This is a genomic window from Streptomyces sp. NPDC052236 (assembly GCF_044548015.1).
Lineage (GTDB): Bacteria > Actinomycetota > Actinomycetes > Streptomycetales > Streptomycetaceae > Streptomyces.
Genome location: NZ_JBIUBL010000005.1, coordinates 122,842 through 148,139, shown reverse-complemented (window position 1 = coordinate 148,139; position 25,298 = coordinate 122,842). Strand labels below are relative to the sequence as shown.

At 69.5% G+C, this 25,298-nt stretch carries 18 protein-coding genes; 13 read left to right on the top strand and 5 right to left on the bottom strand.

From position 1 onward, the window contains the following. The first annotated feature begins 342 nt into the window (after window positions 1-342). From ACIHCQ_RS11205 to ACIHCQ_RS11195, 3 genes are all read left to right on the top strand, one after another. Window positions 343-2,370 (top strand): M4 family metallopeptidase, encoded by a 2,028-nt coding sequence (locus tag ACIHCQ_RS11205; protein ID WP_399660419.1) that lies wholly within the window; start codon window positions 343-345, stop codon window positions 2,368-2,370. 109 nt (window positions 2,371-2,479) lie between these two features. Next, entirely contained in the window at window positions 2,480-3,142 is a 663-nt protein-coding gene (locus tag ACIHCQ_RS11200; RefSeq protein WP_399660416.1) for a response regulator, read from the top strand. Window positions 3,143-3,197: 55 nt separating this feature from the next. Then, window positions 3,198-4,784, top strand: coding sequence for a sensor histidine kinase (locus ACIHCQ_RS11195; RefSeq protein WP_399660413.1), 1,587 nt, complete (start codon window positions 3,198-3,200; stop codon window positions 4,782-4,784). A 163-nt stretch (window positions 4,785-4,947) separates the two neighbouring features. Here ACIHCQ_RS11195 and glgP read toward each other — a convergent pair whose 3' ends face one another. Next, on the bottom strand, window positions 4,948-7,620 hold the full coding sequence (gene glgP, locus ACIHCQ_RS11190) for an alpha-glucan family phosphorylase (RefSeq protein ID WP_399660410.1): 2,673 nt from the start codon (window positions 7,618-7,620) through the stop codon (window positions 4,948-4,950). Window positions 7,621-8,178: 558 nt separating this feature from the next. Here glgP and ACIHCQ_RS11185 point away from each other — a divergent pair. The 4 genes from ACIHCQ_RS11185 (at window position 8,179) to glgB (ending at window position 15,944) form a co-directional block, all read left to right on the top strand. Then, on the top strand, window positions 8,179-10,179 hold the full coding sequence (locus ACIHCQ_RS11185) for a maltotransferase domain-containing protein (protein ID WP_399660408.1): 2,001 nt from the start codon (window positions 8,179-8,181) through the stop codon (window positions 10,177-10,179). Beyond that, window positions 10,176-11,882, top strand: coding sequence for a maltose alpha-D-glucosyltransferase (treS, locus tag ACIHCQ_RS11180; RefSeq protein WP_399660405.1), 1,707 nt, complete (start codon window positions 10,176-10,178; stop codon window positions 11,880-11,882). The genes ACIHCQ_RS11185 and treS overlap by 4 nt, the downstream gene beginning before the upstream one ends. 251 nt (window positions 11,883-12,133) lie before the next feature. Continuing rightward, window positions 12,134-13,567 carry a maltokinase gene (locus ACIHCQ_RS11175; protein ID WP_399660403.1) on the top strand — a complete coding sequence of 478 codons (1,434 nt, stop codon included), beginning with the start codon at window positions 12,134-12,136 and terminating at the stop codon, window positions 13,565-13,567. A gap of 31 nt (window positions 13,568-13,598) precedes the next feature. Continuing rightward, the gene (gene glgB / locus ACIHCQ_RS11170) at window positions 13,599-15,944 is read left to right on the top strand and encodes a 1,4-alpha-glucan branching enzyme (protein WP_399660400.1); all 2,346 of its coding nucleotides are present in this window, start codon (window positions 13,599-13,601) and stop codon (window positions 15,942-15,944) included. 1 nt (window position 15,945) lies between these two features. On the opposite strand, the gene ACIHCQ_RS11165 is transcribed toward glgB, so the two are convergent. Both ACIHCQ_RS11165 and ACIHCQ_RS11160 read right to left on the bottom strand, forming a co-directional pair. Then, window positions 15,946-18,156 (bottom strand): HelD family protein, encoded by a 2,211-nt coding sequence (locus tag ACIHCQ_RS11165; RefSeq protein ID WP_399660884.1) that lies wholly within the window; start codon window positions 18,154-18,156, stop codon window positions 15,946-15,948. A 138-nt stretch (window positions 18,157-18,294) separates the two neighbouring features. Next, a complete protein-coding gene (locus ACIHCQ_RS11160) occupies window positions 18,295-18,966 on the bottom strand; it encodes a DNA-binding response regulator (RefSeq protein WP_399660397.1) in 672 nt (223 codons plus the stop codon). A gap of 69 nt (window positions 18,967-19,035) precedes the next feature. Here ACIHCQ_RS11160 and ACIHCQ_RS11155 point away from each other — a divergent pair, with 69 nt between their 5' ends. The 4 genes from ACIHCQ_RS11155 to ACIHCQ_RS11140 all read left to right on the top strand — a co-directional run bounded on the left by ACIHCQ_RS11155 (window position 19,036) and on the right by ACIHCQ_RS11140 (window position 21,958). Beyond that, window positions 19,036-19,968 (top strand): oxidoreductase, encoded by a 933-nt coding sequence (locus ACIHCQ_RS11155; protein ID WP_399660395.1) that lies wholly within the window; start codon window positions 19,036-19,038, stop codon window positions 19,966-19,968. A gap of 71 nt (window positions 19,969-20,039) precedes the next feature. Further along, window positions 20,040-20,168 carry a hypothetical protein gene (locus ACIHCQ_RS11150; RefSeq protein ID WP_399660392.1) on the top strand — a complete coding sequence of 43 codons (129 nt, stop codon included), beginning with the start codon at window positions 20,040-20,042 and terminating at the stop codon, window positions 20,166-20,168. A gap of 733 nt (window positions 20,169-20,901) precedes the next feature. Continuing rightward, window positions 20,902-21,357, top strand: a complete 456-nt coding sequence (locus tag ACIHCQ_RS11145; RefSeq protein ID WP_399660389.1) for a hypothetical protein — start codon at window positions 20,902-20,904, stop codon at window positions 21,355-21,357. Window positions 21,358-21,391: 34 nt separating this feature from the next. Further along, the gene (locus tag ACIHCQ_RS11140; RefSeq protein WP_399660386.1) at window positions 21,392-21,958 is read left to right on the top strand and encodes a hypothetical protein; all 567 of its coding nucleotides are present in this window, start codon (window positions 21,392-21,394) and stop codon (window positions 21,956-21,958) included. Between the two features lie 1,101 nt (window positions 21,959-23,059). Here ACIHCQ_RS11140 and ACIHCQ_RS11135 read toward each other — a convergent pair. Beyond that, window positions 23,060-23,305 carry a hypothetical protein gene (locus ACIHCQ_RS11135; protein ID WP_399660383.1) on the bottom strand — a complete coding sequence of 82 codons (246 nt, stop codon included), beginning with the start codon at window positions 23,303-23,305 and terminating at the stop codon, window positions 23,060-23,062. Further along, entirely contained in the window at window positions 23,302-23,481 is a 180-nt protein-coding gene (locus ACIHCQ_RS11130; RefSeq protein WP_399660380.1) for a hypothetical protein, read from the bottom strand. Before ACIHCQ_RS11130 ends, ACIHCQ_RS11135 begins: the two co-directional genes overlap by 4 nt. A 140-nt stretch (window positions 23,482-23,621) precedes the next feature. Between ACIHCQ_RS11130 and ACIHCQ_RS11125 the strand changes: the two genes are divergently transcribed. Together ACIHCQ_RS11125 and ACIHCQ_RS11120 are read left to right on the top strand one after the other, a co-directional pair. Then, window positions 23,622-24,461 carry a Scr1 family TA system antitoxin-like transcriptional regulator gene (locus ACIHCQ_RS11125; RefSeq protein WP_399660379.1) on the top strand — a complete coding sequence of 280 codons (840 nt, stop codon included), beginning with the start codon at window positions 23,622-23,624 and terminating at the stop codon, window positions 24,459-24,461. Then, window positions 24,445-24,657: a DUF397 domain-containing protein gene (locus tag ACIHCQ_RS11120; protein WP_399660376.1), complete on the top strand. Its 213-nt coding sequence runs from the start codon at window positions 24,445-24,447 to the stop codon at window positions 24,655-24,657. Before ACIHCQ_RS11125 ends, ACIHCQ_RS11120 begins: the two co-directional genes overlap by 17 nt. Window positions 24,658-25,298 lie beyond the last annotated feature (641 nt).

Below are 25,298 nucleotides of genomic sequence, written 5' to 3'. Positions count from 1 at the left end.
CCGGACGGGCGCCGCAGAGAACAAGCGTAGAGAACAAGCCACACGCCAGCCGATCGCCGCGGCCACGAAGGCCGGGACCGGTTCACGAGCGACCTCGGTCCGCGCCGTCGGCTTACGCCCAGGAGAACGCGCTACGTATTCGCCGTGATCACCAACGAAACGTCCGCTTAACGAACACAGCTTTTCACTCACCGGACGATTTCCGGCCAACTTCTTGACGCGCTCCTGACACAGACCCTGTCCTGCTGCCACTCTTCCCCCGATCCCCCCACCACATGCTCCGCAGGCTCTGCCCGGTCGGCCGACCCAGCCGACCGGTCCCCCCTCGCAGAAGGAGTTCGCGTGAGACCCACGCCTCGCCGGCGCGCCACCGCAACCGGAGCGCTCATAGCCACCGCCGCCCTGCTGGTCGGATTCCAGACCGGTACGTCCTCCGCCGAACCGGCCGCTTCCCCCGCAGCCCCCACGGCGGCCAAGGCAGGAACAGCCGACCCCGGCGCCCTGCCCCTGAGCCTGACGCCCGCCCAGCGCGCCGAGCTGATCAGCCGGGCGAGCGCCACCACAGCGGCGACCGCCAAGGAACTGGGCCTGACCGCCCAGGAGAAGCTCGTCGTCCGCGACGTCACCCAGGACCGCGACGGCACCACCCACACCCGCTACGAGCGCACCTACGCCGGACTGCCCGTCCTCGGCGGCGACCTGGTGGTCGCCGAGACCAAGGGCGTCACCGAGTCGGTCACCAAGGCCTCCCGGGCGGCCCTCAAGAACGTGGACATCAGCGCCGACATCGCTCCCCCCACCGCCGAGCAGCAGGCGCTGACCGCGGCACGGGCCGAGGGCTCGGCCAAGCTCAAGGCCGACCGCGCGCCGCGCAAGGTGGTGTGGATGGCGCAGGGCGCGCCGAAGATCGCGTACGAGACCGTCGTCGGCGGCATCCAGCACGACGGCACGCCGAGCGAGCTGCATGTCATCACCGACGCCACCACCGGCGCGAAGCTCTTCGAGCGCGAGGCCGTCGAGACCGGCACCGGCAACACCCAGTACAGCGGGCAGGTCACGCTCGGCACCGCGCCCTCGTACACGCTGACCGACACCACCCGCGGCAGCCACAAGACGTACAACCTCAACCGCGGTACGTCCGGCACCGGGACGCTCTTCTCCGGCACGGACGACGTCTGGGGCAACGGCACCCCGCAGAACCTGGAGACCGCGGGCGCGGACGCGCACTACGGCGCGGGCGTCACCTGGGACTACTACAAGAATGTGCAGGGCCGCACCGGCATCCGCGGTGACGGCGTCGGCGCGTACTCCCGGGTCCACTACGGCAATGCCTACGTCAACGCGTTCTGGCAGGACAGCTGCTTCTGCATGACGTACGGCGACGGCGCCGGCAACACCAAGCCGCTGACCTCGATCGACGTGGCCGCGCACGAGATGACGCACGGCGTCACCTCCAACACCGCCGGTCTCAACTACAGCGGCGAGTCCGGCGGCCTGAACGAGGCGACGTCCGACATCTTCGCCGCGGCTGTCGAGTTCTACGCGGCCAACGCCCAGGACGTGGGCGACTACCTGGTCGGCGAGAAGATCGACATCCGTGGCAACGGCACCCCGCTGCGCTACATGGACAAGCCGAGCAGGGACGGCTCGTCCAAGGACGCCTGGTACTCGGGCATCGGCTCCATCGACGTCCACTACTCCTCGGGCCCGGCGAACCACTGGTTCTACCTGCTCTCCGAGGGCAGCGGCACCAAGACCGTCAACGGCGTCAGCTACGACTCGCCGACCTCCGACGGTCTGCCGGTCACCGGCATCGGCCGCGAGAAGGCCGCGCTGATCTGGTTCAAGGCGCTCACCCAGGAGTTCGGCTCCACGACTAACTACGCGGGCGCGCGCACCGGCACCCTCAAGGTCGCGACGGAGCTGTACGGAGCGACCAGCGCCGAGGTCAAGGCCGTGACGGACGCGTGGGCGGGCATCAACGTCGGGGCGCGCCCCGGCGGCGGCGACCCGGACCCGGGCGGCACGGTCTACGAGAGCGCGACCGACGTGTCCATCCCGGACAACGGCGCGGCGGTCACCTCCACCGTCTCCGTCACCGGGCGGACGGGCAACGCCCCGGCCACCCTCAAGGTCGGTGTGGACATCGTCCACACCTTCCGCGGTGACCTGGTGGTCGACCTGCTGGCGCCGGACGGCACGGTGTATCCGCTGAAGCCGTTCAGCTCCTCCGACTCCGCGGACAACGTCGTGGCGACGTACACGGTCAACGCCTCGTCCGAGGTCGCGAACGGCGCCTGGCAGCTGCGGGTCCAGGACAGGGCGGCACGGGACACCGGCTACATCAACAGCGTCAAGCTCACCTTCTGAGACTCTGAACCTCTGAGACTCTGAACCTCTGAGACTCTGAGGCGTACGGAGGCTGCCCGGGGGCACAAGCGCCCGGGCAGCCTCCACGTCGTGCACGTATCGTGACCGCATGATCAGGGTGCTGCTGGCAGACGACGAGGCCATGATCCGTGCCGGTGTGGGGGCGATACTCTCCGCCGATCCCGGGATCGAGGTCGTCGCGGAGGCGTCCGACGGCCGCGAGGCCGTCGAACTCGCCCTCAAACACCGCCCTGACGTGGCGCTCCTGGACATCCGGATGCCACGGCTCGACGGTCTCCAGGCCGCCGAGGAGATCCGCCGCACCGTGCCCGGGACCGTGCTCGTCATGCTCACCACCTTCTCCGAGGACGAGTACATCGCGCGGGCGCTGGGGGCGGGGGTGAGCGGGTTCCTGCTCAAGTCCGGGAATCCGCACGAACTGATCGCCGGAGTACGGGCGGTCGCCGAGGGCGCCGCGTTCCTCTCCCCCGACGTGGCGCGGCGCGTGATCGCGCAGCTCGGCGGCGGCCGGCTGTCGCGGGCGGCCGAGGCGAAGCGGACGCTTGAGCCGCTGACCGGCCGGGAGCGCGAGGTGGTGTCGCTGGTCGGGGCCGGGCACTCGAACCGCGAGATCGCGGCGGAGCTGTACGTCGTCGAGGGCACCGTCAAGGCCCATGTCAGCGCCGTCCTCGGCCGCCTTGGGCTCAAGAACCGCGTACAGCTGGCGATTCTGGCGCACGAGGCGGGTCTCGGCGGTACCGGCGAGCAATAGCGACCCCCACTTTCGTCGGGGGACCTGGCGCCCGCCCATCCGGCAAGGTGGTCGCATGCGGAGAGAACGGACCCGGGACACGGCCTGCGACCTGGCCCTCTGGGCGGCGCTGAGCTGCTTCGTACTGCTCAAGGGCGATCCCAACGACGGCGGCTCCTGGTGGGCCGTCGCCGTCGGCGTGCCGCTCATCGGCGTCGCCGTGCTGCTCTGCCGCGCCCGGCCGCTGCTCTCGCTCTCCATCGCGGTGGCGCTCAGCGCCTCGCAGAGCCCGGACTTGTTCACCCCCACGTACACCGTCGCGATGGCCGTCTTCGGATATCTCGCGGGGCGGCGAACGGCGCTCGCCCGGCCCGCGCTCGCCGCCTTCGCGGGTGTCGCGGCGGCGGGCCTGGTGCTTTCCTTCGTCCTCGGCGAGAACCTGTGGACCTGGTTCACGCTGCTGGTCACGCTGCTCTTCGCCGTCGTCGTGCCCTGGCTGCTGGGCCGGTACGTCCGCCAGTACGCCGAACTGATCCGCTCGGGCTGGCAGCTGGCCGACCGGATGGAGCGCGAGCAGCGGGCGGTCGCGGACCGGGAGCGGCTGCGTGAGCGGTCCCGTATCGCCGGGGACATGCACGACTCGCTCGGTCATGACCTGTCGCTGATCGCGGTACGGGCGGCGGTCCTGGAGGTCGACCGGTCGCTCGGGGAACAGCAGCGGGCGGCGGCCGGGGAGTTGCGGCAGGCAGCCGCGGACGCCACCGCCCGGCTGCGGGACATCATCGGCGTACTGCGCGCGGACGACGAGGGAGCGCCGACCGCTCCGGCGGACGAGACGGTGAAGGCGCTGGTGGAGCGGGCGCGGGAGTCCGGGGTCGCGGTCGAGCTGACCGAAGCGAACACGCCGGACGCGCCGGACGCGCCGGACCCGCTGCCTCAGATGACGTCCCGCGCCGTCCACCGTGTCGTCCAGGAGTCCCTGACCAACGCCACCAAGCACGCGCCCGGTGCGGCCGTTCTCGTCCGGGTCGTACGCGACACGTCGACGGTCACGGTCACCGTCACCAACAACGCCGCTGCCCGACCCGTACGGCCTGGGGCGAGCGGTACGGGTCTGGTGGGCCTGGACGAGCGGGTGCGGCTCGCCGGTGGCGCCCTCGCCCACGGCCCCTCCCCGGACGGCGGTTTCGCGGTGACGGCCCGGCTGCCACTGACCGGCGACAGCGCGCCCACGCCTACGCCCGCCCCCGGTCCGGAAGCGCCCACCTCCGCGAGGGAGCTCGACCGGGCCAGGAAACGGCTACGGCGCGTTCTGGTGCAGGCGATCGTCGTGCCGGTGGCGGTGATCGGCGTCCTGGGTGTGCTGATGCTCGGCTTCCATCTGTACAGCCAGACCCGCACGGTCATGGACCGTGAGGTCTACGACCGCATCCAGGTCGGCGACGCCCGCGCCGACGTCGAGACGCGCCTGCCGCGCTACTCGCTGGACGGCGCGCCCGAGGGTGTCGAACCGGAGCCGCCGGGGGCGGGCGCGTGCGAGTACTACCGCTCGGCGAAGTACGCCGCGACGCCCGCGTACCGGCTGTGCTTCAAGGATGGCCGGCTGGCCTCCAAGGCGATCGTGGTCGACGTTCCCAACGAGGAGACGAGGCCTACCGTGTGACGGCTCCTGGGGGGCGCTGCCCCCAGACCCGCCCCCTATCCCCTGGCGGGCATGGGGGGGACCCCCAGCTCCTCAAACGCCGGACGCGCTGGAGAATCCAGCCCCGCCGGCGTTTGAGGCGCGGGGGTCGGGGGCGGAGCCCCCGACAAGGACCCGCCCAGACCTACCGCAGCAGCACCCCCGCCTCACCGTCCCCCGTCGCCTCCGTCGGCAGCGTCACCAGACCCAGCTCCGCGCTCGTCGCGAGCAGCGGATGAGCCGGCAGGATGCGCACCGTGTAGCCGTACGGGCCCGTGCGGTCGAGCGAGAGCGGGCCCTCGTACACCCAGCGCCCCTCCAGGTCGGACGAGGCACCGGTCGGCTTCAGCGGGAAGACCTGGGCGTCGGCGATCGCGTCGTCGGGGTCGACCCGGCCCGCCACCGCCTGCACCTCCACATCGTCCGGCTGGAGTTCGCCGAGGGCGACCCGTACCCGCAGTGCGAGCGTGGAGCCCAGGTGCGCCGGGCCCGCCGCCGCGGGCTGTTCAGCCGCCTCCACATGGTCGACGGCCACCCGCGACCAGGCGGCGCGCACCCGCGTCTTCCAGGCGGCCAGGTCCCTCGCCGTGGCGGCGTCCAGGGCCCGGTGGGCGCGGGCGGCGGGGGCGTACAGCCGCTCCACGTACTCCCGCACCATGCGGCCCGCGAGCACCTTGGGGCCGAGGGTCGTCAGCGTCCGGCGGACCATTTCGATCCAGCGCTCAGGGAGTCCACCCGAGCCGCTGCCGCCCCGGTCGTAGAAGCGCGGCGCCACCCGCTCCTCGATCAGCTCGTACAGTGCGCGCGCCTCCAGATCGTCGCGGCGGTCGTCGTCGGTGGCCGAGCCGTCGGCGGTGGGAATGGCCCAGCCGAAGTCGGACTCGAACCACTCGTCCCACCAGCCGTCCAGCACCGACAGATTGAGACAGCCGTTGAGCGCGGCCTTCATCCCGCTCGTCCCGCAGGCCTCCAGGGGACGCAGCGGATTGTTCAGCCACACATCGCAGCCGGGGTAGAGCTTCTGCGCCATGGCCATGCCGTAGTCGGGCAGGAAGACGATACGGTGCCGCACCCGCGGGTCGTCCGCGAACCGCACCAGCTCCTGGACCAGGCGTTTCCCGCCGTCGTCCGCCGGGTGTGCCTTGCCCGCGACGACGATCTGGATGGGCCTGGTCGGGTGCAGCAGCAACTCCATCAGCCGGTCGCGGTCGCGCAGCATGAGGGTGAGCCGTTTGTACGAGGGGACCCGGCGGGCGAAGCCGATGGTGAGCACGTCCGGGTCCAGCACGCTGTCGATCCAGCCCAGTTCGGCCTCACCGGCGCCGCGCTGCCGCCAGGAGGCGTGCAGCCGGCTGCGTACCTCCAGGACCAGCTGTTCCCGCAGGGCGCGGCGCAGCTCCCAGATGTCGGCGTCCGGGATGTCGGCGACGGCGTCCCAGCGCTCGGAGCCGCCGACGGACATGGCGTCCTCGGCTCGGCCCGCGCCGATCTGGCGCGCGCCGAGCCGGAACACCTCGGGGGCCACCCAGGTCGGCGCGTGCACCCCGTTGGTGACCGAGGTGATCGGCACCTCATCGGCGTCGAATCCCGGCCACAGCCCGGCGAACATGGAACGGCTGACGGCTCCGTGCAGGAGGGAGACGCCATTGGCGCGCTGGGCGAGCCGCAGTCCCATCACCGCCATGTTGAAGAGGTTCGGCTCGCCGCCCGGATAGGTCTCCATGCCGAGCTGAAGCACCTTCTCGACCGGGACTCCGGGCAGCTCCGCGTGGTCCCCGAAGTGCTGGGCGACCAGCTCGCGGTCGAACCGGTCGATGCCGGCGGGCACCGGAGTGTGGGTGGTGAACACGGTTCCCGCGCGCACCGCCTCCAGCGCCGCGTCGAACTCCAGACCGCATTCGCCGAGCTCGCGGATGCGTTCCAGGCCGAGGAAACCGGCGTGTCCCTCGTTGGTGTGAAACACCTCGGGAACGGGGTGACCGGTGAGCCTGCAGTACGTCCGCAGGGCCCGTACGCCGCCGATTCCCAGCAGCATCTCCTGGAGCAGCCGGTGCTCGCTGCCGCCGCCGTACAGCCGGTCGGTGACATCGCGCTCGCTGGGCCCGTTCTCCTCGACATCGGAGTCGAGCATCAGCAGGGGTACGCGACCGACCTGCGCGACCCAGATGTGTGCCCGCAGCGCGCGCCGTCCGGGCAGCGCGAGCGAAACCACGGCGGGTGTGGAGTCGGCCTCCCTCAGCAGGCCGACGGGCAGCTCGTTCGGGTCGAGCACCGGGTAGTGCTCCTGCTGCCAGCCGTCGCGGGAGAGGGACTGGCGGAAGTAGCCGTGCCGGTAGAGCAGCCCGACGCCGATGAGCGGTACGCCGAGGTCGCTGGCGGCCTTGAGATGGTCGCCGGCGAGGATGCCGAGACCGCCGGAGTACTGGGGCAGGGCGGCGGTGACGCCGAACTCGGGCGAGAAGTAGCCGACGGCGGCGGGGAACTCCGTACCTCCGGGGCCGCCGCTGTCCGGGGCGCCGCCGTGGGACTGGTACCACCTGCGCCCGCGCACATAGTCGTCCAGGTCGTCGGCTGCGGCGGTCAGTCTCCGGAGAAACCGCCGGTCACCGGCCAGTTCGGCCAGCCGCGCGGCGGACACGGCCCCGAGCAGGCGCACGGGGTCGCCCCCGGCCGCCTGCCACCCATCGGGGTCGACGGCCTGGAAGAGGTCACGGGTCTCGGTATGCCAGGACCAGCGCAGATTGCGCGCGAGGTCGCTGAGTGGGGAGAGGGGTTCGGGGAGGACGGGGCGGACGGTGAATCGACGAATGGCCTTCACAGGTCCCACCTTCGCAGGGGAGGTACGCATACAGGGGGACGCACGACGGTGTGCGCCTCCTCCGTCACCCGACGGTAGTGGTAGCCGCGCCTCGTGAACCACGGCGTACGGCGGGCCGTGGGGGGCATTCGGGGCGGAAGTCCACTCGCACCACACCTACGGTCAACCCGGCCGTGACCGACCGGGTTGACCCGAATGGTCCCACGGCCCCCTGCGGCATATTCCGCTGTGTATTCCTACGCATGAGTAGTTAACCGGCCACCGGATTGCCCACCCGAAGCGCGGGGGAAGGCTCACCCGGTACACATACGAGACACATGCGAGCGCGCACCTTCACAGCATTCTTTCCGCCCACCCGAGTGAACGCGGACAGGAGCGGCCATGCCGGGAGCCCGCCAGTCGCCGACCGAGCGGCGACAAAGAACACTCGAATCGCGTAAAAAGGAACAATCCGCCCTGCCCGCCCCATCCGATGCCCCATCCGACGCCTCATCCACCGCCCCATCCGACACCCACCCCAAGCGCCAGTCCCGCCAGTCCCAAGCCTCAGGTGATCCCATGATCGGTCGCATCCCCGTCCTGGACGTCCGCCCCGCAGTCGACTGCGGGCGGAGGCCCGCCAAAGCCGTGGTCGGTGAGACCTTCCAGATCACCGCCACCGTCTTCCGCGAGGGCCATGACGCGGTCGGCGCCAATGTCGTACTGCGTGATCCCAGCAGGCGGCGCGGGCCCTGGACGCCGATGCGGGAGCTCGACCCCGGCAGCGACCGGTGGGGAGCCGAGATCACCCCGGACGCCGAGGGGCGGTGGACGTACTGCGTAGAGGCCTGGAGCGATCCCATCTCCACCTGGCGCCACCACGCCCTGATCAAGATCCCCGCCGGGATCGACACCGCGCTCGTACTCGCCGAAGGGGCCGCCCTCTACGAGCGCGCCGCCGCCGGGGTGCCCAAGAACGACGGGCGCGAGGCGGTACTGGCCGCCGTCGACGCGCTGCGGGACGAGGAGCGGCCCGCCGCCGCCCGGCTCGCCGCCGCCCTCGCCCCCGACGCCCACGCCGCGCTGGCCCGCCACCCGCTGCGCGAACTGGTGACCTCGTCGCGCCCCCTGCCCCTCGCCGTCGAGCGCCGGCGCGCGCTGTACGGCTCCTGGTACGAGCTCTTCCCGCGCTCCGAGGGCGCGGCCGTCACCCCCGGCGCGCCCCCGGTCACCGGCACTTTCCGCACCGCCGCCGAGCGCCTGCCCGCCGTCGCCGCCATGGGCTTCGACGTCGTCTATCTGCCGCCCGTCCACCCCATCGGCACCACCTTCCGCAAGGGCCCCGACAACACCCTCTCCCCCGGCCCCCATGACGTCGGCGTGCCCTGGGCCATCGGCTCCCCGGACGGTGGCCACGACGCGATCCACCCCGACCTCGGCACCTTCGAGGACTTCGACCACTTCGTGGCGACCGCGCGCGAACTGCGGATGGAGATCGCCCTGGACTTCGCGCTCCAGTGCTCCCCCGACCATCCCTGGGTCACCGAGCACCCCGAGTGGTTCCACCACCGCGCCGACGGCACCATCGCGTACGCCGAGAACCCGCCGAAGAAGTACCAGGACATCTATCCGATCGCCTTCGACACGGACATGCGCGGCCTGGTCCGCGAGACGCTGCGGGTGCTGCGGCTGTGGATGGACCACGGCGTACGAATCTTCCGCGTCGACAATCCGCACACCAAACCGGTCCGCTTCTGGGAAAAAGTGATCGCGGACATCAACCGCACCGACCCCGATGTGATCTTCCTGGCCGAGGCGTTCACCCGGCCGCCGATGATGCACACCCTCGCGGCGATCGGCTTCCAGCAGTCGTACACCTACTTCACGTGGCGCAACACCAAGGCAGAACTCACCGAGTACCTCACCGAACTTTCGGGCGAGGCCGCCTCGTACATGCGCCCGAACTTTTTCGTGAACACGCCCGACATCTTGCACGCCTATCTTCAGCAGGGCGGCCGTCCCGCGTTCGAGGTGCGGGCGGTGCTCGCCGCGACCATGGCCCCCACCTGGGGCGTCTACGCCGGTTACGAATTGTGCGAGAACACCCCACTACGAGAGGGCAGCGAGGAGTACCTTCACTCCGAGAAGTACGAATTGCGGCCCCGTGACTGGGAGTCGGCGGAACGCGAGGGCCGCACCATCGCCCCCCTGATCACCACCCTCAACCGGATCAGACGCCGTCACCCCGCCCTCCAGCAGCTACGCAACGTCCACTTCCACCACGCCGACAACGACTCGGTGATCGCCTACTCGAAATCCGCCGGAAGCGGACCGGGCGCGGACACCGTGATCGTTGTCGTCAACCTCGACCCGCACCACACCCAGGAGGCCACGGTCTCGTTGGACATGCCGCATCTCGGCCTCGACTGGCACGAGAGCGCACCGGTGCGCGACGAGCTCACCGGCGAGACCTATCACTGGGGCAGGGCCAACTATGTGCGTCTCCAGCCGGGGATCACGCCCGCGCACATCCTTGTCCTGCGACCGTCCCCGCCGATCGGAGGGTCACCCACATCATGATCGTCAATGAGCCCGTCCACGACAAGTTCGAGGACACGCCCGTCAAGGACCGCGATCCTGACTGGTTCAAGCGGGCCGTCTTCTACGAAGTCCTCGTACGGTCCTTCCAGGACAGCAACGGCGACGGCATCGGCGACCTCAAGGGGATCACCGCCAAACTCGACTACCTCCAGTGGCTCGGCGTCGACTGTCTCTGGCTGCCGCCGTTCTTCAAGTCGCCGCTGCGAGACGGTGGCTACGACGTCTCCGACTACACCGCCGTCCTTCCCGACTTCGGCGATCTCGCCGACTTCGTGGAGTTCGTGGACGCCGCGCACCAGCGCGGTATGCGCGTGATCATCGACTTCGTCATGAACCACACCAGCGATCAGCACCCGTGGTTCCAGGAGTCCCGCAGCGACCCCGACGGCCCCTACGGCGACTACTACGTCTGGGCCGACGACGACAAGCAGTACGAGGACGCCCGGATCATCTTCGTCGACACCGAGGCGTCCAACTGGACCTTCGACCCGGTGCGCAAGCAGTACTACTGGCACCGCTTCTTCTCCCACCAGCCGGATCTCAACTACGAGAACCCGGCCGTGCAGGAAGAGATCACCTCGGCGCTGCGCTTCTGGCTCGACCTGGGCATCGACGGCTTCCGTCTTGACGCCGTGCCCTACCTGTACCAGCAGGAGGGCACGAACTGCGAGAACCTCCCCGCCACCCACACCTTCCTCAAGCAGGTACGCAAGGACATCGACGCCCACTACCCCGACACCGTGCTCCTCGCCGAGGCCAATCAGTGGCCGGAGGACGTGGTCGACTACTTCGGCGACTTCCCGGCCGGCGGCGACGAGTGCCACATGGCGTTCCACTTCCCCGTGATGCCGCGGATCTTCATGGCCGTACGGCGCGAGTCGCGCTACCCGGTCTCCGAGATCCTGTCCAAGACCCCGGCGATCCCCAAGAACTGCCAGTGGGGCATCTTCCTGCGCAACCACGACGAGCTCACGCTTGAAATGGTCACGGACGAAGAGCGCGACTACATGTACGCGGAGTACGCCAAGGACCCGCGGATGCGCGCCAACATCGGCATCCGGCGACGGCTCGCCCCCCTGCTCGACAACGACCGCAACCAGATCGAGCTGTTCACCGCGCTGCTGCTGTCGCTGCCCGGATCGCCGATCCTGTACTACGGCGACGAGATCGGGATGGGCGACAACATCTGGCTCGGCGACCGCGACGCCGTACGGACCCCGATGCAGTGGACGCCCGACCGGAACGCGGGCTTCTCCTCCTGCGACCCCGGCAGGCTCTATCTGCCCACGATCATGGACCCCGTCTACGGCTACCAGGTCACCAATGTCGAGGCGGCGATGGCCTCGCCCTCCTCGCTGCTGCACTGGACCCGGCGGATGATCGAGATCCGCAAGCAGAACAGCGCCTTCGGCCTCGGCTCGTACACCGAACTGCCCTCGTCGAATCCGGCGGTCCTCGCCTTCCTGCGCGAGTACAAGGACGATCTTGTCCTGTGCGTGAACAACTTCTCGCGGTTCGCGCAGCCCACCGAGCTCGATCTGCGGGCGTTCAGCGGACGGCATCCGGTGGAGCTGATCGGCGGGGTGCGCTTCCCCGCCATCGGCCAGTGGCCCTATCTGCTGACGCTCGCCGGTCACGGCTTCTACTGGTTCCGGCTGCGGAAGGAGGCGTCCCCAGGCTGAGACACGGAACTGAAGTTATGGGGCAACCGGGAACAACTGAGACAACTGGCGCAACTGAGGCGACTGGGGCACGGAGCTGAGGCAGCTGGGGAGCATACGCGGCAGTATGGAGAGGCAGGTGATGCGGGACGGTTTCCCCCGCCCACCACCGGGCACTCTCCCCCTCATCCCCGCGCGCCGCCGGACAGCCATAGCTGCAATCCGGGACACTCTGCGCATTCGTGGTGTACCCGGGGAAAGGACGCGATGCCATGTCGGAGGCTGCATCCACCCGGACTCCCGTCGTTCTTCTCCCGTCACTTCTCCCCTCGCTGGCTCCTCTCCTGCGTGAATGGCTCCCCCGGCAGCGCTGGTTCGCCGGCAAGGGACGACCGGTCACCGGCTTCTCGCTCGTCTCGGCGACCGAGATGCTGCCGCTGGGGGGTGCCGGCGCGGGACTCCTGCACCTGCTCGTACGCGTCGAACAGCCCGACTTTCCCGACCCCGACCCGGCCACGGCCCCCGGGCCGCAGGACTGCTATCAGCTCCTCCTCGGCGTACGCGGCGCCCTGCCGCCCCATCTCGCGCATGCGCTCATCGGGCATCCGGCCGACGGGCCGCTCGCCGGGCGGGCGATCTACGAGAGCCTGCACGACGCACGGCTGGCCGAGCTGATCCTGGAGCGGCTGCGTACGCCCGGCGCGCTCGGGCCGCTCCGCTTCGACCGGCTGGACGACGGCGGGCCCGCCATTCCCGGCGGCCTCGCCGCCCGCCCGCTGGACGCCGAGCAGTCGAATTCCTCCCTGGTGTACGGCGACGCGTACATCCTCAAGCTGTTCCGCCGCGTCCACCCGGGGCCCAATCCCGATCTGGAACTTCCCCTCGCGCTCGCCCGCGCCGGGTGCGCCCGGGTGCCCGCGCCCGTCGCCTGGTACGAGGCCACCACCCCGGAGCCGTACACGCTCGGTGTGCTCCAGCCCTTCCTGCGCGGCTCGCAGGACGGCTGGCTGCTGGCGCTGGACGCGCTGGCGGCCGGGCAGCCCTTCACCGACGAGGCCCGTGAGCTGGGCCGGGTCACCGCCGAGGTGCATACGGCGCTGGCCGGCGCCCTGCCGACCGTGATGCTGCGCCGCCCGCAGACCGAGCACCTGGCGGCCTCGATGACCGAGCGCCTCGACGCGGCCGTTCAGGCGGTCCCGGGCCTGCGTCCGTACGCGCCCCGGCTGCGCGCCGCCTTCGACGCGATCGCCGCGCTGGGGCGCAGGGGCCGCGCCTGGCAGGCGCAGCGCGTCCACGGCGATCTTCATCTGGGCCAGACCCTGCTGGGCGCCAGTCCGCCGGGATCTCCGCCGGGCCACGCGCTGTGGTCCGTGATCGACTTCGAGGGTGAGCCCGCCCGCCCGCTCTCCGAGCGCCGCAAACCGCAGCCCGTGGTGCGCGATGTCGCCGGCATGCTCCGCTCCTTCGACTACGCGGCCCGCACCCACCGCCCCTGGAACCCGGGCTGGGCGGAGCGCTGCCGCACCGCGTACTGCGAGGGCTACGCCCAGGTCTCCGGCGTCGATCCGCGCACCGAGCCCGAGCTGCTGCGCGCGTACGAGACGGACAAGGCGGTGTACGAGGTCGTGTACGAGGCCCGCCACCGCCCCGACTGGCTGCCGGTGCCCATGGCGGCGATCGACCGGCTGGCCGCCACCCACACCTGACCCTCATCGCACTGCCCAAGGAGGCCGACCCGTGACCGCCCGACCCCCGTCCCGTAATTCGTCCGACCCCGAAGTCCCCCGGCAGCCGGCCGACCCGGGGCCCCGCCGCAAGGCCCGCGCCGAGCCGAAGCAGGAGCCCCGTCCCCGGGCCGGCGGCAGCCATGGCGTACGGGCCGCGCAGCCCCTCGCGGACGAGGACAAGGAACGGCTGCTCAGCGGCACCCACCACGACCCGCACGGGCTGCTCGGCGGGCATCTGGTGCGCGGCGGGGTCGAACTGCGTGTGCTGCGCCCGTTCGCGCGGGCGGTGACCGTGCTCGCGAAGGGACTGCGGGCCGAGCTGTACGAGGACGGCGACGGCTTCTTCTCGGGTGTGCTGCCGCTGCGTACGGTCCCGGAGTACCGGCTGCTCGTGGCGTACGACGGGGAGGAGGGCGAGGGCGCCCACGAGGTCGAGGTGCAGGACCCGTACCGCTTCCTGCCCTCCCTCGGTGACCTCGATCTGCACCTGATCGGCGAGGGCCGCCACGAGGAGCTGTGGACGGCGCTGGGCGCGCAGCCGATGACCCACCAGGGCGTCAGCGGCACCCGGTTCACGGTGTGGGCGCCCAACGCCCGCGGCGTGCGCGTCGCCGGTGACTTCAACTACTGGGACGCCACCGGCTGCCCGATGCGTTCGCTCGGCGGGACGGGCGTGTGGGAGCTGTTCCTGCCCGGGGTCGGCGAGGGCGCGCTGTACAAGTTCGACATCGCGCGCCCGGACGGCTCGCACACCTTGCGCGCCGACCCGATGGCGCGGCGTACCGAAGTGCCGCCCGCGACCGCGTCCATCGTGACCGAGTCGCACCATGTGTGGCACGACGAGGAGTGGATGGAGCACCGCGCCGACCGGCCCGTGCACCGGGCGCCGTTCTCGGTCTACGAGGTGCACCTGCCCTCCTGGCGCGCCGGCCTCACCTACCGCCAGCTGGCGGTGCAGCTCCCCGCGTACGTGAAGGACCTGGGCTTCACCCATGTGGAGCTGATGCCGGTCGCCGAGCACCCGTTCGGCGGTTCCTGGGGCTACCAGGTCACCGGCTTCTACGCCCCGACGGCCCGGATGGGCACCCCCGACGACTTCCGCTTCCTCGTCGACTCCCTGCACCGGGCGGGCATCGGGGTGATTGTGGACTGGGTGCCCGCGCACTTCCCGAAGGACGACTGGGCACTCGCCGAATTCGACGGCCGCACGCTGTACGAACACGAGGACCCGGCCAAGGCCGCGCACCCCGACTGGGGCACCCTCGAATTCGACTACGGCCGCAAGGAGGTGCGTAACTTCCTGGTCGCCAACGCCACGTACTGGTGCGAGGAGTTCCATATCGACGGGCTGCGGGTGGACGCCGTCGCCTCGATGCTCTATCTGGACTACTCCCGCGAGCACGGCGAGTGGTCCCCGAACGTCCACGGCGGCCGGGAGAACCTGGACGCGGTCGCCTTCCTTCAGGAGATGAACGCCACCGTCTACCGGCGCTGCCCCGGCGTGATCACCATCGCCGAGGAGTCCACGGCCTGGGACGGGGTGACCAGGGCCACCCACCATGTGGGTCCGGGCGGCTTCGGCGGCCTCGGCTTCGGCCTGAAGTGGAACATGGGGTGGATGCACGACTCGCTGGGCTATGTCTCGCACGAGCCGGTGCACCGCAAGTTCCACCACAACGAGATGACGTTCTCGATGGTGTACGCGTACAGCGAGAACTACGTCCTGCCCATCTCCCACGACGAGGTGGTGCACGGCAAACGGTCGCTGGTGAGCAAGATGCCCGGCGACTGGTGGCAGCAGCGCGCCAACCACCGCGCGTATCTGGGCTTCATGTGGGCCCACCCCGGCAAGAAGCTCCTGTTCATGGGGCAGGAGTTCGCGCAGGGCGCGGAGTGGTCGGAGAGCCACGGCCCGGACTGGTGGCTGCTCGACCCCTCGTACGAGGCGGAGGCGGACCACCGCGGGGTGCGGCTCCTGGTGCGCGAGCTGAACGCCGCGTACCGCGCGACGCCCGCGCTCTGGGAGCAGGACACGGTGCCCGAGGGCTTCGCGTGGGTGGAGGGCGACGCGGCGGAGGACAACGTCTTCGCGTTTCTGCGGTACGACGCCTCGGGGCATCCGCTGCTGGCCCTCAGCCACTTCTCGCCGGTGGTGCGGCACGAGTACCGGCTGGGGGTGCCGGACTCGGTCCACTCGTGGATGGAGATCCTGAACACGGACGCGGCGCGCTATGGCGGCAGCGATGTGCTCAACCCTGACCTGCTGAAACCGGAGTCGGTCTCCGCGCACGGCCGCCCGGCGTCCATCCAGCTGACGCTGCCGCCGCTGGCGACTATCTGGCTGCGTCCGGTGTGATTCACGCCTCTGTGATCACCCCGAGCCGTTGAGTGGCGCGGGTGAGCGCCACGTAGAGGTCGTTGGGTTCCATACGGTCGGGGGCGACAACGATGACGGTGTCGAACTCGAGGCCCTTGGCCTGACGCGGGTCGAGCAGCACGACGGCCCGCGTCAGGTCAACGGGCTCACCCCCGAGCCCGGCCAGCTCGGTGTGCAGCTCGCGCGGGGCGATGACCGCGAGCCGCCCTTCGTGCGGGGCCTCCTCGGCGGCCAGCCGGGCCACGTCGGCGAGGGGCAGCGTGCGCTCCCAGGGCGGTACGCCCGTGGAACGGATGGAGCGCGGCGGCGCGAAGCCGGGGTCCGTGGCGCGGCGCCGCTCGGCCGCGTACTCCATGATCTCGGCGGGCGTACGGTAGTTGACCCGCAGCTGCGTGTGCGTCCAGCGGTCGCCCACGTACGGCTGGAGGATCTCCTGCCACGAGCCGCACCCCGCTTCGTCGCCGGTCTGGGCGGGGTCGCCGACGAGCGTCATCGAGCGGGTGGGGCAGCGGCGCATCAGCAGCCGCCAGGCCATGGCGGAGAGCTCCTGCGCCTCGTCCACGATGATGTGCCCGAAGGCCCAGGTCCGGTCGGCGGCGGCACGCGCGGCGGCGCTGCGGTGGTCGGCCTCTTCGTGGCGCTCGGCCATCCGCTCGGCGTCGATGATGTCGTGCGCGGCGAGAAGCTCGGACTCCTCGTCCTCGAACTCGTATGTGGTGGAGCCCTCGGAGAGCTCCAGTACGCCCTGGGCATAGGCGATGCGCTCCTGGCGCTCGGCTTCGGCGGCGGCCTGTGCGGCGCTGTCGTCGAAGCCGAGGAGTTCGGCGGCCTCGTCCAGGAGGGCCACGTCGGCCGCGGTCCATTCCCCGCCGCCGCGCCGAATCACCGCGGCGTCTTCATCGGGCAACTGGGAGCCAGGCTCGGCGAGGAAGTCGGTGATGAGCTGCTGCGGGGTGAGGGAGGGCCACAGCTGCTCGATGGCGGAGTGCACCTCGGCGCTGGTGGCGATCTCCTTGGAGAGCTGGGCGATGTCGTCGGCGCCGAGGAGGTTCGGTCCTCCGTAGGGGTCGGCGCCGATGCGGTCGGCGAGCTGGGCGGTCAGCGCGTCGATGATCCGGAAGGCGAAGTGCGGCCGGGCGAGATTGTGCGGCAGCCCGGTGGCACGGGCGCGGTCACGCGCCTCGTACGCCATTTCGCGGCCGAGGAGCAGGATCCCGTGATCGGGGTGGTCGATCTCCAGCGCGGGTTCCGGGACGGTGCCCGCGTCCTCGTAATCAATGTCGATGGCCGGCAGCGACTCGGGGAGCGTCTGCCGGTCGCGTACGACCCTGGCGAGCACCTCGGCCATCTCGGCGCGCCCCTTGATGACGGCGGCCTGCGGAGTGTCGGTGCCGGTGGCGCGTACGCCGGGGAAGAGCTCCGCCATCGTGGACAGCAGCACCCCGGTCTCGCCGAGTGCGGGCAGCACCTCGCCGATATAGCCGAGGAACGCGGGGTTCGGCCCGACGATCAGTACGGCGCGGCGGGCGAGCTGCTCGCGGTACGCGTACAGCAGATACGCGGCCCGGTGCAGCGCGACGGCGGTCTTCCCGGTGCCGGGCCCGCCCTCGACGACGAGGACGCCGCGCTGCGGGGCGCGGATGATGCGGTCCTGCTCGGCCTGGATGGTCCGCACGATGTCAGCCATCCGCCCGGTCCGCGCGGCCCCGAGCGCGGCGAGCAGCACGGCGTCGGCGTCCGGGTCCTCGTGCCCGGTGCGGGTGGCGTCGGCGAGATCGAGAATCTCGTCGTGCAGGGCGGTGACGGTGCGCCCCTTGGTGGTGATGTGCCGCCGCCGGCGCAGCCCCATGGGTTCATAGCCGGTGGCGAGATAAAAGGGCCGGGCGACGGGGGCGCGCCAGTCGATGACCAGAGGGGTGCGCTCCGTATTGCTCTCGCGCATTCCGATACGGCCGATGTGGTGCCGGGTGCCGTCGCTGAAGTCGATGCGCCCGAAACAGAGCCCGGAGTCGACTCCATTCAGCGCGGACAACAGCCCGGACTGCTCGGCGACGACCACATCGCGCTCGACGCGGGCCTGCCGGCCGGTGCTGCCTTGGGCGATGGCGGTCTGGACGGCGGCCTCGGCCTGCTCGCGGAGCGTGTCGAGACGCTCGTAGAGGTGGTTGATGAATTGCTGCTCATTCTGCAATTCGTTGGTTGACAATTCGGCTCCCGGCGCGGTATGGTGACGCTAGTGAACTTCTCCATGCGCTTTAGTGCGCACGGACACAAACACTCAATATACGCAGACAGAGACCCCGCCCGCCAATTCGGTAGCGGGGTATTTTTATGCCCGGTCAGACCCGCCATCGAATTCACGGGCGCGGATGCCGGCCTGGAACCGGGACGTGGCGCCGAGCATCACCATGAGCTCGGCGACGCGTCTGCGGTACGTACGCAGTGACATGCCGAGCTGCCGTGACGCCGCCTCGTCGGTGTGTCCGGCGCTGAGCATCCGCAGGATGTGGCGGGCCTGCTCGCTGAGTACGGGAGGCCGCGCGCGCCGGAAGTCGGCAAGGTCCACGGCGCTCTCCCAGGCCGCGCGGAACAGCGACCGGACGCCTTCGACGACATCCGGGGACCGGACCACGGTGTAGGTCCGGGTCCCGTGGACCGGGGATCCGGCGAGGATCGCGATCCGCCGATCGATGACGATCGCCTCGTGCGCGAGCGGCGCGGCGCAGATCCGCACGTGCGCGCCCAAGGCGGCGATCCGGACAAGACGACGCTCCGAGGCGGGGTCGGACAGGGCGCGTGCGGTGTACAGCTTCCGTACGGACAGGCCAGGGGGCGGCGGCGGCCGTTTTTCTCCGGCCAAGGCGGCGTTCGCTCCGGCGGACCAGGTCACCAGGTCGGCGGCGGCGCACAGGAACTCATGCTGCGCGGCGGCGAACAGATCGCCGGCCCGGAGAACCAGTTCCCGCTCGCCCCGCAGGGTCACTATCCGGTCGGTCGTCATGGTTCGAACATCCTGGCAGCAAGGTGCCAACCCCTGCACAGCCGAGTGCGCCGACCAGAGGATCCCCCTATGACAACCAAGGAATTGCAAGCAGACGCAGCGAACGCCGGAACGGCCGGAACCGCCGGGCGCTGGGACCTCGGCGGTGACCTGCCGGTGGCCAGAATGGGTTTCGGCGCGATGCGGCTGCCCGCGCGGCACATCGACGGCCCGGCGGGCGACCCGGTTCGGGGGGTTGCCGTCCTGCGCCGGGCGGTGGAGCTGGGAGTCGGCCACATCGACACCGCCGCCTTCTATTTCTACGGGGACGTCGCGGCCAACGCCCTGATCCGTACGGCCCTGCGCCCCTACCCGGAGGACCTGGTGATCGCCACGAAGGTGGGCCCCCAGCGCGATCCGGACGGAACCTGGCTGCCGGCGGCAAGCCCGGACGAGCTGAAGGCCGGGGTCCAGCAGAACCTGCGCGAACTGGGCCGGGACCGCCTGGATCTGGTCTACCTGCGCGTCGGCGGAATCGCGGGCCCACAGGACGCCCCGATCGGCGACCGCTTCGCCGCACTGGCGGCGCTGCGGGAACAGGGCCTCATCCGGCACCTCGCACTCAGCAACGTCACCACGGGGCAGCTGGCGGAGGCGCAGCGGATCGCCCCGGTAGCGGCGGTGCAGAACAACTTCAGCTTGGTGACACGCACCGACTCGGCCATGCCGGCCACCTGCGCCGAGCAGGGCATCGCCTTTGTGCCGTACTTTCCGCTCGGCGGCACGGGAGTGCCCGATACGGCCCCCCTCAGGCGTATCGCGGGTCGCCATGGGGCCACGACGGCCCAGGTCATGCTGGCTTGGCTGCTGGCCGTATCACCGGCGATGCTGGCCATTCCGGGGACGTCGTCACTGACCCACCTGGAGGAGAACGTAGCCGCGACGGCACTGCGCCTCACACCGGAGGACCTCGCGGAGCTCGACCGGATCGATCAGGGGCCGGGCGGCACACCAGGGACCTGAAGTCGGTGGGCCCGCCGACTAGCCGACGGGCTGCCCCGGTGCCGCGCCAGGCCTTGCGGACGACAATCTCGTTGAGCGCGAGGGTACCGCTGCTCGTCTCGACGGCGTACCCGTCGGGCAGCGGGGTGGTCATCGCGGTCCACCAACGGGTGCTGGGGCCGAGCAGAGCGCAGTACGCGAACCCGACCGGCTCACCGTAGTCGTAACCGATGACGGCCTCCCACCCCGGAGCCGAGCTGTGACCGGTGAGGCGCTCGCCGAAGCGCTAGGCCGTATAGAAGGGCCCGGTGAGCCCGAAGTCCCGGGCGCGAACCCCGACATGGATGTCAATCAACGTCTGCCGTACTTGCTGGACGTCACGCACGTGCCTGCCCGGTCCCTACCAGCACCTTGCCGAGGAGTTCGAGCGGCGTCTGAAGGAGTTTCCAGGACGCCGGGGAGATCGTCGATCCGCGTCTTGCGCAGATCGAACGCCTCAAAGCGGCGAACGCGACCCTGCAAGAACGCATCAAGGACCGCGACCGGCAGTTGGCCGAGCTCACCACATCCAAGACCCTGGCACTGTCACGCCTGGCCGCCCAGCACGACGAGATCCAGCCTTGCGCGACGACCCCGCTCCCGAGACGCCGGGAACGTGCGCCCGCTGGCGTCCGTCAGCAGCAAAACGGCCCCGTTCGGTTCCTGCAGCTGACCAGCACCGAGAGTAGCCACGACGTCCGCGCCTGGCACCGCGCGCTCAGTCCCCTCTCTGAAGCGGCTGTGGGTCAACCCCTGGCAGCGCGCGCATCCACTGGACCGTGTGCCGGCAGTGGCTCGACCGCGCCGGTAACCCTTCCTGACGTTCGTGCCGGCGGAACCGTTTCACCAGGCGCCGTGTCCTCCTTCGCGGAAGGTGGTTCCACGCCACGGAACCACCTGTGAAGGAGGATGGCCATGGGGCAGATACGCGAGGGGGCACGGTTAGGGGCTTGGGCCGTCGGCGGGATCATCGGCCTGGCGGTGTTGTACGTGATCGGGGTGTTCGCCTTCGGCGGCGCGGGGTGGATCACCGCCCCGTTCCGCGGTGAGGCGGACAAGCGCGAGAACGCCGTCGGCTCGGGCGAGTTCCGTCAGACCGCGTACGAGGAGTTCTTCGATCTGTGCGAAGCCGTGCAGAACGCCGAAGGGACGATCCAGGCGCTCCAGGCGCTCCAGGAGGAGCGGAAGGCCGCTTCGGAGACTCGCACGACGCAGATCGACCAGTCGATCACCGCGCTGAAGGCCACGCGGATCGAGTCGGTCAACGCCTACAACTCGAAGGCCGCCCAGGAGCACCGCGCGCCCTTCCGTGACAAGGATCTGCCGTACCGGCTGGATGCCACCGCCGAGCGCACGACGTGCACCAACTGATCCCCATCTCATCCCGGGAAGAGGGCAGCACCGCATGAAGAAGTTCGCACGTATGGCCCTGGCCACCGTCGTCGCGCTCGTTGTGGGCCTTGCCCTGACGTCCTGCACCGACGACTCCAGCCAGGACAAGGAGAACAAGGCCAAGCAGGACAACTACGACCGCCTCGTGGCCCAGCAGCCGGCGGGCCGCATGGAGTACTCGCCGACCCGCGAAGCGATCAACCAGTGGATCAAGACGTGGGGGAAGCGGGGCAAACTCTCCTACGTCTACATCCAGAACGCCAACGGCGAGTACGGGTACTTCATCATGAAGGGCCTGCCTGTGCCGCGCTGCAAGATGCTCACTCCGACGGAGAAGGTGGAGGACTCCAAAAACGGCATCGCGGTCCTCGCACAGCCCGGCATGGACGGCACGTACACGTCGGGTTCCACCTGCAATGCCTACTACGGTTTCGACGCCACGACGGGCGCGTACATGGAGTTCACGGTCGGCACGAACCAGTCGTTCTTCCTGTTCGACAAGCCCATGACGATGCCGGAGTACGCCAGCGCCAAGCAGTTGGGGCCGACCTCGGTGAAGGACGTCCAGAAGCAACCTTGAGCGGTCGGGGGCCGGTTGGAAGAGTTCCGGCCCCCGTGTCCCGTCAAGCGGCGTCGATGGCGCCGGTGATCTTGCGGGCCCTCTCCGCCAGGAAAGGGCCGGGCCTGCCCCTTGTCGGCCTGGGCCGCCGCTTCGACGGCGACCAGGACGGTGCCGCGGAAGTTGTCTGCCTCGCCCGGATCCTGCTCCTTCAGCAGGCTCATCGCCGCCGTCAGGGCTGGCAGCACCCGGTCGGCGCGTTCCGCCACGGACCGGCCGCCCAGGTCCTCGATCTTGGACTTCTCGGCGAGTACGTGCCCGATCGGGCAGGTCGCAGAGGCCAGGGCGATCGAGCCCTGGATGGCCGCCTTGTGGGGCGAACCGGTGGCATCGGCGGCGGCCATCAGCGACACGGCGCCGTAGGCGGTCGCATTACCGTCCGGCCGAGCGAGGCGAGGCCAGGACCAGCCGTAAGTGGCCGGGCGGCCGAAGCGGCCAACTGCCATCGCTTCGGCCGACCAGCGTGGCCCCTGGACTCCCTGCTCTGCCCCAGGGGCAAGGAAGCTGCCGGATCCCCACGATGTGGGCGTGACCGATGCTCGGCGAGGATGCGGTAGGTGGGCCACCGCGAGGGACGCTGTCAGGCACCCACCAGGGCCGACGAAGGCTTAGCGCGCGATCTGACACGGACAGCTCAGGCCGCGCAGAGCGACCCGCGCACGCCCCAATGCGACTCTCGTCACCCGATACGCCCCCAGGGGGCACTCAAAGCGACATCGTGTGCCCCCTGAAGCGCGACACAGGCTCACGGCTTCGGCCACCTACAAAGAGACGTGACCTGCGAGGGACACGGCGTTTGCCGCGACAAACGCCACTGCATGAAGATGCGCGCCAGGCATTTTTACCGTCGCTGTTGCTGAGCGTGGAGTTTGGCTATGGCCCGTAGCTGTCGCCGCTCGTACGGGGTGGCCGGTCGCACATTGACCCAACGCGACCGCCACGAAAAGCCGCTCGGGCGGGTAAGGCAGATCAATGGCCCTTGGAAATCGGCGACCATAGCGGGCAGATCATAATATCGGTCATAGACCACGCTGCCGACCTTGAACCCGTGCGGGTTCATATTCACGCCCACCTGGCATCCCCCCATTTGGTGCGGGAATTCACCTCGGCCACAGCGGGCCTGAGCGCGTCGGACAGCGACACCGGCACCAGGTGCTCCGCCTTCGCGTCCCACTCCTTGCCGCCATTGAGCGGCCGGAGCTGATAGTACGGCCCTTCGTGACCCATCACCCGGCCCACCCGGCCCGTAATAGAGTCCCTGGCCGTCTCACCCACAGCAGGCACATAGGGAATCTCTCCACGGCTCATCCCGGCACCCGCCTCAGCTCCGCTTCAACGGCCCTGAGAATGTCAGGCGTCGGCTCGGCATAACCGGTTCGCGGCACCCAGTCAGGGACGAACCGCCAGAACCCACCGGCCTCTATCAGCGCCGCGAGCTCATCCACATCGCCAACGGTCGCGGGTGTTGTGGTCGGTTCTGCCATGGTCGCCGTGCCCCTTCGCGTCTACGGGTGCCTTTCTCGGAATGTCCACTCACACCATTGCCGACGAGGTACGTTGGTTACAGGCTTCACCTGTCACCAAAAGGCCTCTGTGGACACGGAATTGAAGGTGCGTTCGAACAATGGAGCTACACAACGAGGACGACGACAAGGCCACCCCACGCACAGTGCTCGGCCGACGTCTGCGCCGACTGCGGGAGAGTGCGGGACTCTCACAGCGAGCCCTTGCCGACAAGGTCGGCTATCCGCATACGTACATCAGCCGGGTCGAACGCGGCGAGCAGCTTCCCTCCGACACGCTCGCCGAAGATCTGGACACACACTTCGCCACGGACGGGCTCTTTGCCGAGCTACGGACCATGGCGCAGGACTCTTCGATTCCTGGCTATGGGCGCGTAATTCTGGAAAGCGAGGCCACGGCGGCTCGGATCCAGGTCTTCGGCAGCAGCTTGATTCCTGGCCTGCTGCAAACCGAGGACTACATGCAAGCACTCTTCCATGAGTCGATTCCCGGCGAAACCGAGGAGCAGACAGGCGAACGAGTCGCCACACGAATGCGCCGCAAGCGCGTATTCGATCAAGAAGCGCGACCCCTCTACTGGGCAATCATGGATGAAGCCGCACTCAAACGCCCAATTGGGGGCAGAGAGTGCATGACGGAGCAACTTCACGCTCTGCTCAAGGCTGCGGAGTCTCGGCACGTCCAGATTCAGGTATTACCGTTTGCACAGGGGGAACACCCCTTGCTGGGCGGGAGCTTGAGTCTGCTCACTCTCCGGAACGGCGCTACGATCGGGTACGTCGAGAGCTTCGCCTCCGGCGGGTCAGTAGAGTCACCAAGGAAGATCCTTGAGCTCACGCAGAGGTTTGATATCGCTCGCTCCAAGGCATTGCCTGAGAGCGAATCTCTCGACATGGTCCGCACATACCTGAAAGGGTACGAAGATGAAGATGATTCCTGACGCATCTGCTCTGACGACCAGCTGGCGCAAGTCGAGCTACAGCAACGGCGAAGGGGCCGAATGCGTCGAGGTCGCCGACGGCTACCCCGGCACCGTTCCCGTACGGGACTCCAAGAACCCGCACGGTCCGGCCGTGGTCTTCCCCACAGACGCATTCAGCACCTTCGTCTCGGCCGTACAGCGAGGCACCATCTAGCTCGACAGCTCAACTGGCCTTCGTACGCAGGAAGCCGACCAGCAGATCGGTCAAGGCAGTTCGACATGGTGGGCGTCCGCCGGTAGACCACGCAGTTGGGCAGCGATCTCCCGGAAGTCCACCATGTCGTCCCCGCCCGATACGGCAATGCGGGGGCGCTTGAATCGCCGACAGGTCGACGCGCTCAGCGCGCGTCCTCCCGCTGCGAGCGTCACAGTGAGTCGGCATCCTTTCGGTGGACGCCGCTGCTTTGCGGGCCTCGGACCAAGTACCGGAGTCTCGACGCCCACGAGACCCCGTAGATCACCGACGCCAGGCAGGCCAGGGGCAACGCGAACCACCAGGGCATCGTCTCGGTGGCGTAATTCTGCCACGCCACGAATAGCACCCCGGCCTCCAACAGCCACCGCACCCACGGGACGCCCGCTCCCTTTGCGTTCCCCATGATTCCCCCGCCGGATCGCATACCAGCCCCATAATCCAAGGTGACTCGCCAACCGGCACAAAGGTTGCCCACACATCGCCTACGCCAGCCGACGCGATCAGCGGTTGTCGGCCATGAATGGCGAAAAAACGCCTTCATCGCGGCTCCACGGCGGAGCATGCTCTCACTGCTCAGACGTCTGCACCGTCACACCTGG

Coding starts and splice junctions, on each gene's coding strand:
- ACIHCQ_RS11200 (WP_399660416.1), top strand. CDS start 2,480: ATGATCAGGGTGCTGCTGGCAGACGACGAGGCCATGATCCGTGCCGGT.
- ACIHCQ_RS11195 (WP_399660413.1), top strand. CDS start 3,198: ATGCGGAGAGAACGGACCCGGGACACGGCCTGCGACCTGGCCCTCTGG.
- ACIHCQ_RS11185 (WP_399660408.1), top strand. CDS start 8,179: ATGATCGGTCGCATCCCCGTCCTGGACGTCCGCCCCGCAGTCGACTGC.
- treS (WP_399660405.1), top strand. CDS start 10,176: ATGATCGTCAATGAGCCCGTCCACGACAAGTTCGAGGACACGCCCGTC.
- ACIHCQ_RS11175 (WP_399660403.1), top strand. CDS start 12,134: ATGTCGGAGGCTGCATCCACCCGGACTCCCGTCGTTCTTCTCCCGTCA.
- ACIHCQ_RS11160 (WP_399660397.1), bottom strand. CDS start 18,966: ATGACGACCGACCGGATAGTGACCCTGCGGGGCGAGCGGGAACTGGTT.
- ACIHCQ_RS11155 (WP_399660395.1), top strand. CDS start 19,036: ATGACAACCAAGGAATTGCAAGCAGACGCAGCGAACGCCGGAACGGCC.
- ACIHCQ_RS11145 (WP_399660389.1), top strand. CDS start 20,902: ATGGGGCAGATACGCGAGGGGGCACGGTTAGGGGCTTGGGCCGTCGGC.
- ACIHCQ_RS11140 (WP_399660386.1), top strand. CDS start 21,392: ATGAAGAAGTTCGCACGTATGGCCCTGGCCACCGTCGTCGCGCTCGTT.
- ACIHCQ_RS11135 (WP_399660383.1), bottom strand. CDS start 23,305: ATGAGCCGTGGAGAGATTCCCTATGTGCCTGCTGTGGGTGAGACGGCC.
- ACIHCQ_RS11130 (WP_399660380.1), bottom strand. CDS start 23,481: ATGGCAGAACCGACCACAACACCCGCGACCGTTGGCGATGTGGATGAG.
- ACIHCQ_RS11125 (WP_399660379.1), top strand. CDS start 23,622: ATGGAGCTACACAACGAGGACGACGACAAGGCCACCCCACGCACAGTG.
- ACIHCQ_RS11120 (WP_399660376.1), top strand. CDS start 24,445: ATGAAGATGATTCCTGACGCATCTGCTCTGACGACCAGCTGGCGCAAG.